Annotated in this window: 11 protein-coding genes; 9 read left to right on the top strand and 2 right to left on the bottom strand. The window is 71.0% G+C overall.

Annotation, left to right across the window (positions count from 1 at the left end; genetic code table 11):
- Window positions 1–43 precede the first annotated feature (43 nt).
- The 6 genes from msrA (at window position 44) to ACLQ2S_RS14560 (ending at window position 7,612) form a co-directional block, all read left to right on the top strand.
- Window positions 44–706: a peptide-methionine (S)-S-oxide reductase MsrA gene (msrA, locus tag ACLQ2S_RS14585; protein WP_309222666.1), complete on the top strand. Its 663-nt coding sequence runs from the start codon at window positions 44–46 to the stop codon at window positions 704–706.
- Window positions 707–984: 278 nt separating this feature from the next.
- Window positions 985–2,769 (top strand): N-acetylglutaminylglutamine amidotransferase, encoded by a 1,785-nt coding sequence (locus ACLQ2S_RS14580; RefSeq protein ID WP_155215106.1) that lies wholly within the window; start codon window positions 985–987, stop codon window positions 2,767–2,769.
- Between the two features lie 2 nt (window positions 2,770–2,771).
- Window positions 2,772–4,667, top strand: coding sequence for an N-acetylglutaminylglutamine synthetase (gene ngg, locus ACLQ2S_RS14575; RefSeq protein ID WP_309222667.1), 1,896 nt, complete (start codon window positions 2,772–2,774; stop codon window positions 4,665–4,667).
- Window positions 4,664–5,857 (top strand): osmoprotectant NAGGN system M42 family peptidase, encoded by a 1,194-nt coding sequence (locus tag ACLQ2S_RS14570; protein WP_155215107.1) that lies wholly within the window; start codon window positions 4,664–4,666, stop codon window positions 5,855–5,857. The genes ngg and ACLQ2S_RS14570 overlap by 4 nt, the downstream gene beginning before the upstream one ends.
- A 319-nt stretch (window positions 5,858–6,176) precedes the next feature.
- Window positions 6,177–7,106 (top strand): ribonuclease Z, encoded by a 930-nt coding sequence (locus tag ACLQ2S_RS14565; RefSeq protein WP_309222668.1) that lies wholly within the window; start codon window positions 6,177–6,179, stop codon window positions 7,104–7,106.
- Window positions 7,103–7,612, top strand: a complete 510-nt coding sequence (locus ACLQ2S_RS14560; RefSeq protein WP_309222669.1) for a GNAT family N-acetyltransferase — start codon at window positions 7,103–7,105, stop codon at window positions 7,610–7,612. The genes ACLQ2S_RS14565 and ACLQ2S_RS14560 overlap by 4 nt, the downstream gene beginning before the upstream one ends.
- Window positions 7,613–7,747: 135 nt before the next feature.
- Here the strand turns inward: ACLQ2S_RS14560 and ACLQ2S_RS14555 are convergent, their stop codons facing one another.
- Window positions 7,748–9,118, bottom strand: a complete 1,371-nt coding sequence (locus tag ACLQ2S_RS14555) for a cystathionine beta-synthase (protein WP_309222670.1) — start codon at window positions 9,116–9,118, stop codon at window positions 7,748–7,750.
- A gap of 82 nt (window positions 9,119–9,200) precedes the next feature.
- Window positions 9,201–9,557, bottom strand: a complete 357-nt coding sequence (locus tag ACLQ2S_RS14550; RefSeq protein ID WP_155215108.1) for a YkvA family protein — start codon at window positions 9,555–9,557, stop codon at window positions 9,201–9,203.
- A gap of 139 nt (window positions 9,558–9,696) precedes the next feature.
- Between ACLQ2S_RS14550 and ACLQ2S_RS14545 the strand changes: the two genes are divergently transcribed.
- From ACLQ2S_RS14545 to ACLQ2S_RS14535, 3 genes are all read left to right on the top strand, one after another.
- On the top strand, window positions 9,697–10,749 hold the full coding sequence (locus ACLQ2S_RS14545) for an SGNH/GDSL hydrolase family protein (protein ID WP_155215109.1): 1,053 nt from the start codon (window positions 9,697–9,699) through the stop codon (window positions 10,747–10,749).
- A 52-nt stretch (window positions 10,750–10,801) separates the two neighbouring features.
- Window positions 10,802–11,605 carry an SGNH/GDSL hydrolase family protein gene (locus ACLQ2S_RS14540; protein WP_155215110.1) on the top strand — a complete coding sequence of 268 codons (804 nt, stop codon included), beginning with the start codon at window positions 10,802–10,804 and terminating at the stop codon, window positions 11,603–11,605.
- A 92-nt stretch (window positions 11,606–11,697) separates the two neighbouring features.
- Window positions 11,698–12,960, top strand: coding sequence for an acetyl-CoA C-acetyltransferase (locus ACLQ2S_RS14535; protein WP_155215111.1), 1,263 nt, complete (start codon window positions 11,698–11,700; stop codon window positions 12,958–12,960).
- The last annotated feature ends 9 nt before the right edge of the window (window positions 12,961–12,969 follow it).

Raw genomic sequence — 12,969 nt, 5'->3', positions numbered from 1 at the left:
CACCTGTGTTGCACGCGGGGAAGGGTACGAAAGGAGTCCCACCGTGTTCCTCCGCCGTATGAAGGCCGAGATGATCTCACCCGACCGGGCCCTGCCCGGCCGTCCCATCGCGATGCCGGTGGCCGACCGGCACGAGGTGCTCGGGACCCCGCTGAAGGGCCCGTTCCCCGAGGGCCACCAGGTGGCCGTGTTCGGCATGGGATGTTTCTGGGGGGCCGAGCGCCTGTTCTGGACCCTGCCCGGTGTCTTCACCACCTCTGCGGGCTATGCGGGTGGTTACACCCCGAACCCGACCTACGACGAGGTCTGCTCCGGGATGACGGGGCACGCCGAGGTGGTCCAGGTGGTGTTCGACCCCACGAAGATCAGCTACGAGGATCTGCTGAAGGTCTTCTGGGAGAACCACGACCCGACCCAGGGCATGCGCCAGGGCAACGATGTGGGCACCCAGTACCGGTCCGCGATCTACGCCACCACGGACGAGCAGCTCGCGACCGCCGAGGCGGCGCGAGAGGCGTTCGCGCCGATCGTGGCCCGCGCCGGCAAGGGCGAGATCACCACGGAGATCGCCCGACTCGGCGACTACTACCTGGCCGAGGACTACCACCAGCAGTATCTCGCGCCGACCAAGAACCCCAACGGCTACTGCAACCACGGCCCGAACGGGCTGAGCTGCCCGGTCGGTGTGGCCCGTACTGCGGGCTGAGACCACACAGGTTGTGACGTGACCGGCCGGTCTGCCGACTTTCGGCGGGCCGGCCGTCGACGTGGGTACGCGAGGACCCGCCCCCCGGTGTTGCGGCGTTTGTCACACCCGCGCGGGTACTCCAAAAGCCGCAGACGCCACGCGGAGACCAAAATCGCACAGCGGCTGACCGACGTGTCAGCCACTTGATCGCGGGGCGCGGATTCTAGCAATGCTGTTACACGACCGTCATGGTCTCAACAGGCAAATCGCAACATCCTCTGGCAGCATGGGCTCACATGTGCGGACTGGCTGGGGAGTTCCGACGGGACGCGTCACGCGCCGACGTCGCGGCGGTGGAGCGGATGGCCGCCACCATGTGCGATCGAGGGCCTGACGGCAGCGGAGTGTGGTCACAGGGGGCGGTCGCCCTCGGCCACCGGCGGCTGAAAATCATCGACCTGTCGGCGGCCAGCAGCCAGCCGATCGTCGACTCGGCCGCCGGCCTGACCGGCGTCTTCAACGGCTGCATCTACAACTACCGCGAGTTGCGGGCCGAACTCGCCGCCAAGGGGCACCACTTCTTCTCCAGCGGCGACAGCGAGGTCGTCATCAAGGCGTACGCCGAGTGGGGGCTCGACTTCGTCGACCACCTTGTCGGCATGTTCGCGGTGGCGATCAGCGAGCGCGACACCGGCCGCCTGATCCTGGCCCGGGACCGGCTCGGCATCAAGCCGCTCTACCTCGCCGAGTCCGCCGGGGTGGTGCGCTTCGCCAGCACCCTGCCGGCGCTGTTGGCCGGCGGCGGGGTGGACACCACCATCGACCCGGTCGCGCTGGCCCACTACCTCAGCTTCCACAGCATCGTGCCGCCGCCGCGCACCATCCTGCGTGGGGTCGCCAAGCTGCCCCCGGCCACCGTCCGGGTATACGAGGCCGACGGCCGCAGCCACGAGCGGGTCTACTGGGATCCGCCGTTCCTGCGCCGCGACGAGCACGCCGGATGGTCCGAGCGGGACTGGCAGGACGCGCTGCACGAGTCGCTCACCACCGCCGTACGCCGTCGGATGGTCGCCGACGTGCCGGTGGGCGTGCTGCTCTCCGGCGGCCTGGACTCCAGCCTGGTGGTCGCCCTGCTGGCCGGGGAGGGGCAGCGTGGGCTCTCGACGTTCTCCATCGGCTTCGACGCGGTCGGCGGCCGGGAGGGTGACGAGTTCCGCTACTCCGACGTGGTCGCCAAGACCTTCGACACCGACCACCACCAGATCCGGGTCGCCGCACAGGATCTGGTCCCGCCGCTGGAAGCGGCCGTCGCGGCCATGAGCGAGCCCATGGTCAGCCATGACTGTGTCGCCTTCTACCTGCTCAGCCAGGAGGTGTCGCGGCACGTCAAGGTGGTGCAGTCCGGTCAGGGTGCCGACGAGATCCTGGGCGGCTACCACTGGTATCCACCGCTGGCGCAGGTCGGCCGGGAGCAGGCCCTCGACACGTACGCTCGGGCCTTCTTCGACCGTGACGGCGCCGGTCTGGCCCGGGTGCTCAACCCCGACTGGTTGACCGACGGCGACCCGGCCCGGGAGTTCGTCGCCGCCCACCTGGCGCGGCCCGGCGCGCAGACCGCGGTCGACGCCGGTCTGCGCATCGACACGCAGATCATGCTCACCGACGACCCGGTGAAGCGGGTCGACAACATGACCATGGCGCACGGGCTGGAGGCCCGGGTGCCGTTCCTGGATCACGAGTTCGTGGAGCTGGCCGCCGCCTGCCCGCCGGAACTGAAGCTGGCGCAGGGTGGCAAGGGTGTGCTGAAGGAGATCGGCCGCCGCCTGCTGCCGCACGAGGTCATCGACCGGCCCAAGGGGTACTTCCCGGTGCCCGGCCTGACGCACCTGGAGGGCAAGCTCCTCGACCGGGTACGCGACGCGCTGTACGCCCCCGAGGCCCGCCGCCGCGACCTGTTCCGCGCCGATTACGTCAACGCCCTGCTCGACGCCCCCAACGCCGAACTGACCCCGTTGAACGGAAACAAGCTGTGGCAACTCGGACTCCTGGAAATGTGGCTCCAGAGCCACGGAATCGACTGACTGTGACCGACACCCTGGCCACCGGAGTCGCCCGGACAGATCGGGGCCGCGGCACCGGCAGACGGTACGAGCGGGTCGGACCGGGCGGCGACCCGGTCGCCACGGGCGGCACCGCCGGTCCGACCGCCGACGAACGCCCGAACACCGGTACGGATGTCATCCTCGACTGCGGGTGGGGACGGCTGGTCTTCGGCCAGACCTTCGCCGACCAGGCCGCGGTCGCCGACGTGCTGCGCTCCGAGGCGGCCGGTGCCCGGGACATCTGCATCTATCTGCGGGATCCACACGTGCTGGTCTCCCGGCTGCCCGACGAGCTGTTCATCGACCCGTCCCTGACCTACCGACTGCCACTCGGCGGGGAGCGTCGCGGACCGCAGGTCGGGTCGGGCACCAGCGAGGAGGCCGGCACCGCCGAGATCCCGGCACCGCTCGACGGCCGCAACGAGCTGCCCGGGGTACGCATCCGCCGGTTGCGCGACGCCGCCGACGCCGACGCGGTCAACCGGATCTACGCGGCCAACGGCATGGTCACCGCCCCGGTCGACGTGCTGGTCGACAACGCCGCGACCGACCGCTTCCTGCACCTGGTGGCCGAGGCGGCCAGTGGCGAGATCGTCGGCACGATCACCGGCATCGACCACGTGGCGGTCTTCGACGATCCGGACAACGGCGCCAGCCTGTGGTGCCTGACCGTCGACTTCAACCAGGCCCCGCCGGGGACCGGGCAGGCGCTCATCACCGAGCTGGCCGCCCGGCTGGTCGCCCGGGGCCGCGCGTACGTCGACCTGTCCGTGCTGGCCGAGAACGCCGGGGCGGTCCGGCTCTACGAGCGGCTCGGCTTCTACCGCACCGCCACGCTCTGCGTGAAGCGGAAGAACCCGATCAACGAGCGACTGTTCCTGCCGGCCATGCCGGTCGGCTACGACGGGCTCAACCCGTACGCGCGCATCGTCGCCGACGAGGCGATGCGGCGGGGCATCCGGGTGGAGGTGACCGACCCGGAGTGGGGGGAGCTGCGGTTGACCAGCGGCGGCCGGACCATCCTCACCCGGGAGTCGCTGTCCGAGCTGACCTCGGCGGTGGCGATGAGCCGCTGCGACGACAAGCGGGTCACCCGCCGGATCCTCGCCGAGGCCGGCCTGTCGGTGCCGCGCGGGCGCACCGCCACCGGTGACGCCGCCGACGCGGAGTTCCTGGCCGAGGTGGGCCAGCTGGTGGTCAAGCCGGCCCGGGGCGAGCAGGGCCAGGGCATCACCGTCGGGGTACGCACCCCGGAGGCGCTGGCCGCCGCCGTGGCGCTGGCCGCCCGGTTCTGCCCCGAGGTGCTGCTGGAGGAGCTGTGCGCCGGTGAGGACCTGCGGGTCATCATGATCGATCACGAGGTGGTGGCCGCCGCCGTACGCCGGCCCGCCTCGATCACCGGTGACGGCGTGCACGACATCGCCGAGCTGATCGAGCGGCAGAGTCGCCGCCGGGCCGCCGCCACCGGTGGCGAGTCCCGCATCCCGCTCGACGACATGACCCGGGACGTGGTTGCCGAGGCCGGTTACCGACTGCACGACGTCCTGCCCGAGGGGCAGTTGCTGGCCGTGCGACGCACCGCGAACCTGCACACCGGCGGCACCATCCACGACGTGACCGGGGAGCTGCATCCGGTGATCGCCGAGGCGTGCGTGGCCGCCAGCCGTGCCATCGACATCCCGGTCACCGGGCTCGACCTGCTGGTCCCGGCACCGGACCAACCCGAGCACGTCTTCATCGAGGCCAACGAGCGGCCGGGGCTGGCCAACCACGAGCCGCAGCCGACCGCCGAACGCTTCGTGGATCTACTCTTTCCCGGGACTCGGGCACCGCAGCGGCTGTGGACCCCGGCCGGTGCGGCACCATCTGGGGCATGACCGTACGCAAGACCACTCCGCTCCCCATCGACCTGGACTATCTCCGCCAGGTGCTGGTCGAGCTGCTCGATATCCCGAGTCCGTCGGGACGCACCGACCACGTGCAGCAGTACGTCGGTGAGCGCTTGTCGGCGCTCGGCATTCCGTCGACCCTGACCCGCCGGGGCGCGCTGAGCGCCTGCCTGCCCGGCCCCCGTGAAACCGGGGCGGACCGGGCCATCGTGGTGCACACCGACACCATCGGCGGGATGGTCAAGCGGCTGAAGGAGAACGGTCGGCTGGAGCTGAAGCCGATCGGCACGCACAGCGCCCGGTTCGCCGAAGGCGCCCACGTGCGGATCTTCACCGACGACCTGGATCGGGTGATCACCGGTCAGGTGCTGCCGCTCAAGGCAAGCGGTCACCGCTACAACGAGGCGGTCGACCTCCAGGGCATCGGCTGGGAGCAGGTGGAGGTACGCGTCGACGAGCCGGTGGAGGACATCGCCGGGCTGCGAGCACTCGGCATCGACGCGGGCGACTTCGTGGCGTTCCTGCCCAACCCGACGGTCACCCCCAGCGGCTACGTGAAGTCCCGCCACCTGGACGACAAGGCCGGCGTGGCGGCGGTGCTCACCGCCATGAAGGCGATGGTCGACGCCGGGGTGAAACCGGCGGTGACCGCGCATCTGCTGATCACCGTGACCGAGGAGATCGGCCACGGCGCGTCCCACGGCCTCGACCCCGACGTGGCCGAGATCGTCTCGGTCGACGCGGCGGTGGTCGCCCCCGGGCAGCAGTCCCGGGAGCACTCCGCCACCCTGGCGATGGGCGACGGCGTGGGGCCGTTCGACTACCACCTCAGCCGCAACCTGGCGGCGATCGCCCGGGAACACGGTGTCGATCTCGTCCGGGACGTCTTCGACTACTACCGCTCGGACGTGGCGGCGGCGGTGGAGGCGGGGGCGCACGCCCGGGTGGCGCTGCTCGGCTTCGGTGTCGACGCGACCCACGGTCACGAGCGCACCCACCTGGAAGGGCTGCGCCACCTGGCCCAGCTGCTCTGTCTGTACCTCCAGAGCGACCTGGTGTTCCCCGAATGGGACGCGGAGCCGGAGGGCGACCTCGCCGACTTCCCGTCGCTGGCGGTGCAGCCGGCCAGCGCCGACGGCCCCCGCGAGGGCCCGATCGGCATCGTCCCGGAGGGCTGACGACGGCCCGACCGGCGGTGTGATCGAAATCCGTTGCTGGTGAACCGGCAGCTCGATAGCGTGGCGGTACACGGGAAAGGAGGTGGTCCAGACTTGTATAGCAATCGGACTCGTGAGGTGGCTGTCCGCTAGCCGCTGTCCTCGACAGTGACGCTCACCCCCAGGGGTGGGCCACGGTAAGAGTCGTCGAGACCGTGTGGCAGCGGTGCGGCGAAACCACGACAGCCACCCGACCCCCGGGGTGCCGGCCCAGTCCAGCCGGCCCGCGCGTCAGCGCGGAAGCCCCGGGGGTCGCTTTTCATCCGCACCGGAGGTGGCCGTGTCCATGCGCGAACTGGTGGTGCTCGGCACCGCGAGCCAGGTGCCCACCCGAACCCGCAACCACAACGGCTACGTGCTGCGCTGGGACGACGAGGTGATCCTCTTCGACCCCGGCGAGGGCAGCCAGCGGCAACTGCAACACAGCGGCGTCACCGCCACGGACCTGACCCGGATCTGCGTCACCCACTTCCACGGCGACCACTGCCTCGGCCTGCCCGGCATCATCCAGCGGCTGTCCCTGGACCGGGTGCCCCGCCCGGTGGCGGTGCACTTCCCCGCCGGAGGTGTCGACTACTTCGACCGGCTGCGGCACGCCAGTGCCTTCCACGAGACCGCCGAACTGGCCGTGGAACCCATCGAGACGGACGGGCAGCGGATCGCGCTGCGCCACGTGACGTTGGAGGCACGGCGGCTGCGGCACCGCGTCGAGACGTACGGCTATCGGCTGCTGGAGCCGGACGGGCGTCGGATGCTGCCGGAGCGGCTGGCCGCGTACGGCATCGCCGGGCCCGCCGTCGGCGAGCTGCACCGCACCGGCCACCTCGACCTCGACGGACGCCGGGTCACCCGGGAGGAGGTGAGCGTGCGTCGGCCGGGGCAGCGGTTCGCCTTCGTGATGGACACCGCGCTCTGCGACGGGGTGTACGCCCTCGCCGAGCACGCCGACCTGCTGGTCATCGAGTCGACATTCCTGGAGTCGGAGGCGGCGCTGGCCGCCGAGTTCGGGCACCTCACCGCCGGTCAGGCCGCGCGGGTGGCGGCCGAGTCGGGGGTACGCACACTCGTGCTCACCCACTTCTCCCAGCGGTACACCGATCCGGCCCGCTTCGTCGACGAGGCACGTCGGCATTTCGACGGTGACCTGGTGGTCGCCGAGGATCTGACCACGGTTCAGGTGCCACCCCGACGGGTACCCTCGGCTGGGTGACCGTCACGCTGCGTGCCGCGACTCCCGATGACCTGATGGCGGTCGGTGCCCTGCACCAACGTTCCCGGGTCGCCACGTACTCGTCCTTCCTGCCGCCCGAGGCGCTGGCCGACCCGACGCCGCAGGCCATGGGCGAGTACTGGGCCGAGCGATGGAAATGGGAACGCGACAGCCACTGGATGACCCTGGCGGTACGCGACGACACTCTGGTCGGGTTCAGTTATTCCGGCCCGGACGACGAGGAGGGGCCGGACACCGGGCTACTCTGCGCGATCCACCTTGCCCCCGCCGAGCGCGGTCGAGGCGTCGGCCGGGAGCTAATGATCGAGGCGCTGGCCGGGATGCGGGAGCGCGGCTGGCGGCGCGCGGTGCTCTGGGTGCTCCGCGAGAACGTCGCCGCCCGCCGCTTCTACGAACGTGGCGGCTGGCAGCCGACCGGTACCGAACAGAACGAATTCATCGGCACCATCCCCGTCCCCCAACTCCGCTACACCCTGCTTCTGTAAGGAAGGGCACCTTCTTAACGCCTGCGGTATAGGAAGGGCACCTTCTTAACACTCGATCTTGCGAATTCGAGGGCGGCGTTAAGAGGGGGCCCTTGCTATACACCACGCGTTAAGAAGGTGCCCTTCCTTGCACCTTCAGCGGGCGCCGAGGTGGGCTAGGAGGTCCTGGCGGGTGAGGACACCCTTGGGCTTGCCGTCGATGAGCACCAGCGCGGCGTCGGACTTCTCCAACAGGTTCACCGCCTCGCTCACCGGCTGGCCACCGCCGATCATGGGCAGCGGCGGTGCCATGTGCCGCTCGATCGTGTCGTGCAGCTGCGCCTGGCCGGTGAACAGCGCGTCGAGCAGATCCTTCTCCGCGATCGAGCCGGCCACCTCGCCGGTCACCACCGGCGGTTCGGCCTTCAGCACCGGCAACTGCGAGACGCCGTACTCACGCATGTAGTCGACGGCGTCGCGGACCGTCTCGGTCGGGTGCACGTGCACCAGCTCGGGCAGGCCGCCCGGCTTGCCCGCCAGGGCCTCGGCCACGGTGGGCTCGGAACCGGAGGCGTCGAGGAAGCCGTACCGGGCCATCCATTCGTCATTGAAGATCTTGGAGAGGTAGCCGCGACCGCCGTCCGGCAACAGCACCACGATCACGTCGTCCGGTCCGGCGGCGCGGGCCACCTCCAATGCCGCGACGGCCGCCATACCGCAGGAGCCACCGACCAGCAGTCCCTCCTCGCGGGCCAACCGCCGGGTCATCTCGAACGACTGCTTGTCCGACACCTCGATGATCTCGTCGGCGATGTCCCGGTCGTACGTCTCGGGCCAGAAGTCCTCACCGACCCCCTCGACCAGGTACGGCCGACCCGTGCCGCCGGAATAGACCGAACCCTCCGGGTCCGCGCCGATGACCTTGACGGTGCCGCCGGAGGCTTCCTTCAGGTAGCGCCCGATGCCGGAGATCGTGCCGCCGGTACCCACCCCCGCCACGAAGTGGGTGATCCGCCCCTCGGTCTGCTTCCACAGCTCCGGGCCGGTGGTCTCGTAGTGCGAGCGCGGGTTCGCCGGGTTGGCGTACTGGTCGGGCTTCCACGCGCCGGGGATCTCCCGGGCCAACCGGTCGGAGACGTTGTAGTAGGAGCGGGGGTCCTCCGGCGCGACCGCCGTCGGGCAGACCACCACCTCGGCGCCGTACGCCCGCAGCACGTCCTGCTTGTCCTGGCTGACCTTGTCCGGGCAGACGAAGACGCACTTGTAGCCCTTGAGCTGGGCGACCAAAGCCAACCCGACACCCGTGTTGCCGCTGGTCGGTTCGACGATGGTGCCGCCCGGGCGGAGCAGCCCCGCCGCCTCGGCGTCCTCCACCATGCGCAACGCGATCCGGTCCTTCACCGACCCGCCGGGGTTGACGTACTCCACCTTCGCCAGCACCGTCGCCTGGATGCCCTCGGCGACGTTGCGTAGCCGTACCAGCGGCGTGTTGCCGATCATTTCGACGACGTTGTCGTAGTACTGCACCTCTTCGTGCCCTTCTGCTCCGGCACCGGCACGCCAGGCCGGGCGGGTGAGTCAGGTGGAATTCCCGCCCAGAGTACGTCGGTCAGGGGACCACGTGGCCGGGGACCACGGTGCTGCGTCGCGCTTCCCACTCCAGGAAGCGCTCGGTCTCGGCCAGCACCGCGCCGGCCAGCCAGGTGACCATCACCGCGTCGTCGATCAGCCCGAAGACCGTGAGGAACATCTCCGGCACCACGTCGATCGGCGAGACGATGTACGCCGTGGCCGCGGTCATCATGGCCAGCCGCAGACCACCGTCGTACTGGCCACGGGCGGTGGCCGCGATCATCCTGGGCAGCGCCCCGAGCCGGGCGCCGAGGGACGGCCCGCCCCGGGCACCGGCGGTCATCGCCCGGGCCAGGGCCACGAACGCGGCACCTCGCTTCAACGTCTTAGCCATCGTCGTGCTCCTCTCCACGTGCAGCGTGACGCCCCGCCGCAACACTGTCCACCCAGGTACCCAGCACAGTCGTTTTCCAGGCACCGGAGCGCCGCGACGATGACAGCGGGACGTCGGAGGGCCGCGCTAGTGTCACGGTATGGGGCTCGCTGGTTCCGTCGTACCGGATCGTCCGCGCTGGCAGCGCGCCCTGCGGGTGGCCCGGTTGGCGGCCATCGGCACGGGTGCCACGGTGGCGGCTGCGGCAGCGACGACCGGGGTGCTCTTCGGGCAGGCCCGACAGGCCCGGCGCACCATTCCGATGGCCGAGGCACCGCCACCGCGCTGCGACGGCGTCTACGGCGCGAAGTTCCCCGGGCCCGCCATCACCATGGTCATCCTCGGCGACTCGTCGGCCGCCGGTTACGGGGTACACCGACGGCGGGAGACGCCGGGCGCGCTGTTGGCCACCGGTCTGTCCCGACGCCTCCAACGACCCGTCCGGTTGCACCGCTTCGCGGTGGTGGGTGCCATCTCGGCCGGGCTGAAGTTCCAGGTCGAGGCGGCCCTGGAATGCGACCCCGATGTGGCGGTCATCCTCATCGGCGGCAACGACGTCACCAACCGTACGCCGCCGGCCCTGGCCGTGCGTTACCTCGTCGAGGGGGTCCGCGCGCTGCGCGCGGCCGGTGCCGAGGTGGTCGTCGGCACCTGCCCCGACCTGGGCGCCATCCGCCCCATCCAGCCGCCGCTGCGCTGGCTGGCCCGCCGGTGGAGCCGGCAACTCGCCGCAGCGCAGACGGTCGCGGTGGTCTCCGCCGGAGGCTGGACGGTCTCCCTCGGCGACCTGCTCGGTCCCCGGTTCGACGCCGAGCCGGGGCGGATGTTCGCCTGGGACCGGTTTCATCCCTCCGCGGACGGATACGCGGCGGCTGCCGCCGCGCTGTTGCCGACCGTGATCTCCGCTCTGGGGCACGGTGCCGAACGCAGACCTACGCCAACCCGCCGCGAAGGCGTACGGTCTTTGCCGAAGGCCGCGCAGGAGGCGGCGCGGCACCCTGGGACGGAGGTCAGCGGCACGCAGGTCCGTGGCAGCGAGAGCGGTCCGGCCGGTCGTTGGGCGCAGTTGCGTCGGCGGCGGCGCTTCGGGATCGCGCCGATGCCACAGCCGGCACCCACCGTCGACTCACCGGCAGCGGAAGGATTCTCATGACCGAGCGGATCAGGGGGCGATGCGGTTTCGACGCAGACCCGAGGGTGACGCCATGACCGCCCTCCCTCACGGCAGCCGGGTCGCCGCGCGGGTCGCCCGCACCGCCGCGCTCTCTCTGCTCGCCGGCGCGCTCGGCGGGGCTGCGGTGCTCGCCGGCGAGGCCGTGGTGGCGCGCAACCGTCGATACGCCCAACCCGAACTCGGACTGGCGCTGCGGGCGACTGTCGGGCGGGCCGGCACCCCACCGCTGCGCCTGGTGCTGCTCGGTGACTCCTCCGCTCTCGGCGTCGGTGTCGACCGTCTCGGCGACACCATCGGCGGGCAACTGGCGGAGCTGCTCGCCGAAGGGCCGGGCGGGCGTCAGGTGCACCTGTCCAGCGTCGGTGTCTCCGGTTCCCGCTCCACCGACTTGGCCACCCAGGTGGCTCGGGCGCTGCTCGGTGAACGGCCGGACGTGGCGGTCATCCTGGTCGGTGCCAACGACGTCACCAGCATGCGGCGTCCGACCGAGGCCGCCGCCTACCTCGGTGCGGCCGTGCACCGGCTGCGCCAGGCCGGTGTCGAGGTCGTGGTGGGCACCTGCCCGGATCTCGGCGCCGTACGCGCGATCGCGTCGCCCCTGCGGCAGGTCGTCGGATGGATGGGACGTCGCGTCGCCCAGGCGCAGACCGCTGCGGTGCTCGACGCCGGCGGGTCGGTGGTCGACCTGGCCACCGAGACGGGCCCGGTGTTCCGGGCCGATGCCGGCACCTTCTGCCACGACGGTTACCACCCCTCCGCCGACGGTTACCGGGTCTGGGCCCACGCTCTGCTGCCGGCGGTGGTCGCCGCCGCGGCCATCGCCTCCCGCCACTGAGCGACTCGGCGGTCGTTCCGGGTGGCGCGGGGTGACATTTCCGGCTGCCAGAAAACTTCCGCTGCAAGTTACCGGCGAGTTAACGTGGCGGTATGCCGATTGAGTCGTCCCGCGACGCCGTCATCGTCGCCACCGCCCGCTCCCCCATCGGCCGAGCCCACAAGGGGTCCCTCCGCGAACTCCGCCCGGACGATCTGGCCGCCACCATCGTTCAGGCGGCCCTCGACAAGGTGCCGCAGCTCGACCCGCGACACATCGACGACCTTTACCTCGGGTGCGGCCTGCCCGGCGGCGAACAGGGCTTCAACATGGCCCGCGTGGTCGCCGTGCTGATGGGTCTCGACGGTCTGCCCGGCGCCACCCTCACCCGCTACTGCGCCTCCTCGTTGCAGACCACGCGGATGGCCATGCACGCGATCCGCGCCGGTGAGGGAGACGTCTTCATCTCCGCCGGTGTCGAGATGGTCTCCCGGTACGCCCGCGGCAGCTCCGACGGCCTGCCCCCGGAGGCTCAGGCCCTGGTCGGGGGCGGTTGGGAGAATCCCCGCTTCGCGCAGGCACGCGAGTTGTCCAAGGCCCGCGCCGAGGCCGACGCGCCGGTCTGGACCGACCCGCGCGAACGCGACGCGCTGCCCGACGTCTACCTGTCCATGGGGCAGACCGCCGAGAACCTCGCCCAGGTGTACGACGTGAGCCGCGAGGACATGGACGCCTTCGGCGTACGCAGCCAGAACCTGACCGAGAAGGCGATCGCCGACGGCTTCTGGGCCCGCGAGATCACCCCGGTCACCACGCCCGACGGCACCGTGGTCAGCGCCGACGACGGCCCCCGCGCCGGGGTGACCCTGGAGGCGGTCTCCGCGCTCAAGCCGGTCTTCCGCCCCGATGGCCGGATCACCGCCGGCAACTGCTGCCCGCTCAACGACGGGGCCGCCGCCGTGGTGGTGATGAGCGCCCAGCGGGCCGAGGAACTGGGCGTGACCCCGCTGGCGCGGATCGTGTCGACGGGAGTCACCGCGCTGTCCCCGGAGATCATGGGCCTCGGTCCGGTGGAGGCGAGCCGCCAGGCGCTCGCACGCGCCGGCATGACCATCGACGACGTCGATCTGGTCGAGATCAACGAGGCGTTCGCCGCCCAGGTGATCCCGTCGTACCGCCAGCTCGGCATTCCGGAGGAGAAGCTGAACGTGATGGGCGGCGCGATCGCCGTCGGTCACCCCTTCGGGATGAGCGGCGCCCGGATCACCGGCACGCTGCTCAACGCCCTCCAGTGGCACGACGCGACCATCGGTCTGGAGACCATGTGCGTCGGCGGCGGGCAGGGCATGGCGATGGTCATCGAGCGCCTCAGCTGACGACAGGCC

Origin of the sequence: Micromonospora sp. DT48 (assembly GCF_049844495.1) — a bacterium.
Classification (GTDB): Bacteria; Actinomycetota; Actinomycetes; order Mycobacteriales; family Micromonosporaceae; genus Micromonospora.
The sequence above is the reverse complement of the archived record's forward strand: the minus strand, read 5'-3'. Positions and strand labels throughout refer to the sequence as shown.

What these genes read in the sequence shown, in the direction of transcription:
- ACLQ2S_RS14580 (WP_155215106.1), top strand. Translation starts at nt 985, where the DNA reads ATGTGCGGACTGGCTGGGGAGTTCCGACGGGACGCGTCACGCGCCGAC.
- ACLQ2S_RS14570 (WP_155215107.1), top strand. Translation starts at nt 4,664, where the DNA reads ATGACCGTACGCAAGACCACTCCGCTCCCCATCGACCTGGACTATCTC.
- ACLQ2S_RS14550 (WP_155215108.1), bottom strand. Translation starts at nt 9,557, where the DNA reads ATGGCTAAGACGTTGAAGCGAGGTGCCGCGTTCGTGGCCCTGGCCCGG.
- ACLQ2S_RS14545 (WP_155215109.1), top strand. Translation starts at nt 9,697, where the DNA reads ATGGGGCTCGCTGGTTCCGTCGTACCGGATCGTCCGCGCTGGCAGCGC.
- ACLQ2S_RS14540 (WP_155215110.1), top strand. Translation starts at nt 10,802, where the DNA reads ATGACCGCCCTCCCTCACGGCAGCCGGGTCGCCGCGCGGGTCGCCCGC.
- ACLQ2S_RS14535 (WP_155215111.1), top strand. Translation starts at nt 11,698, where the DNA reads ATGCCGATTGAGTCGTCCCGCGACGCCGTCATCGTCGCCACCGCCCGC.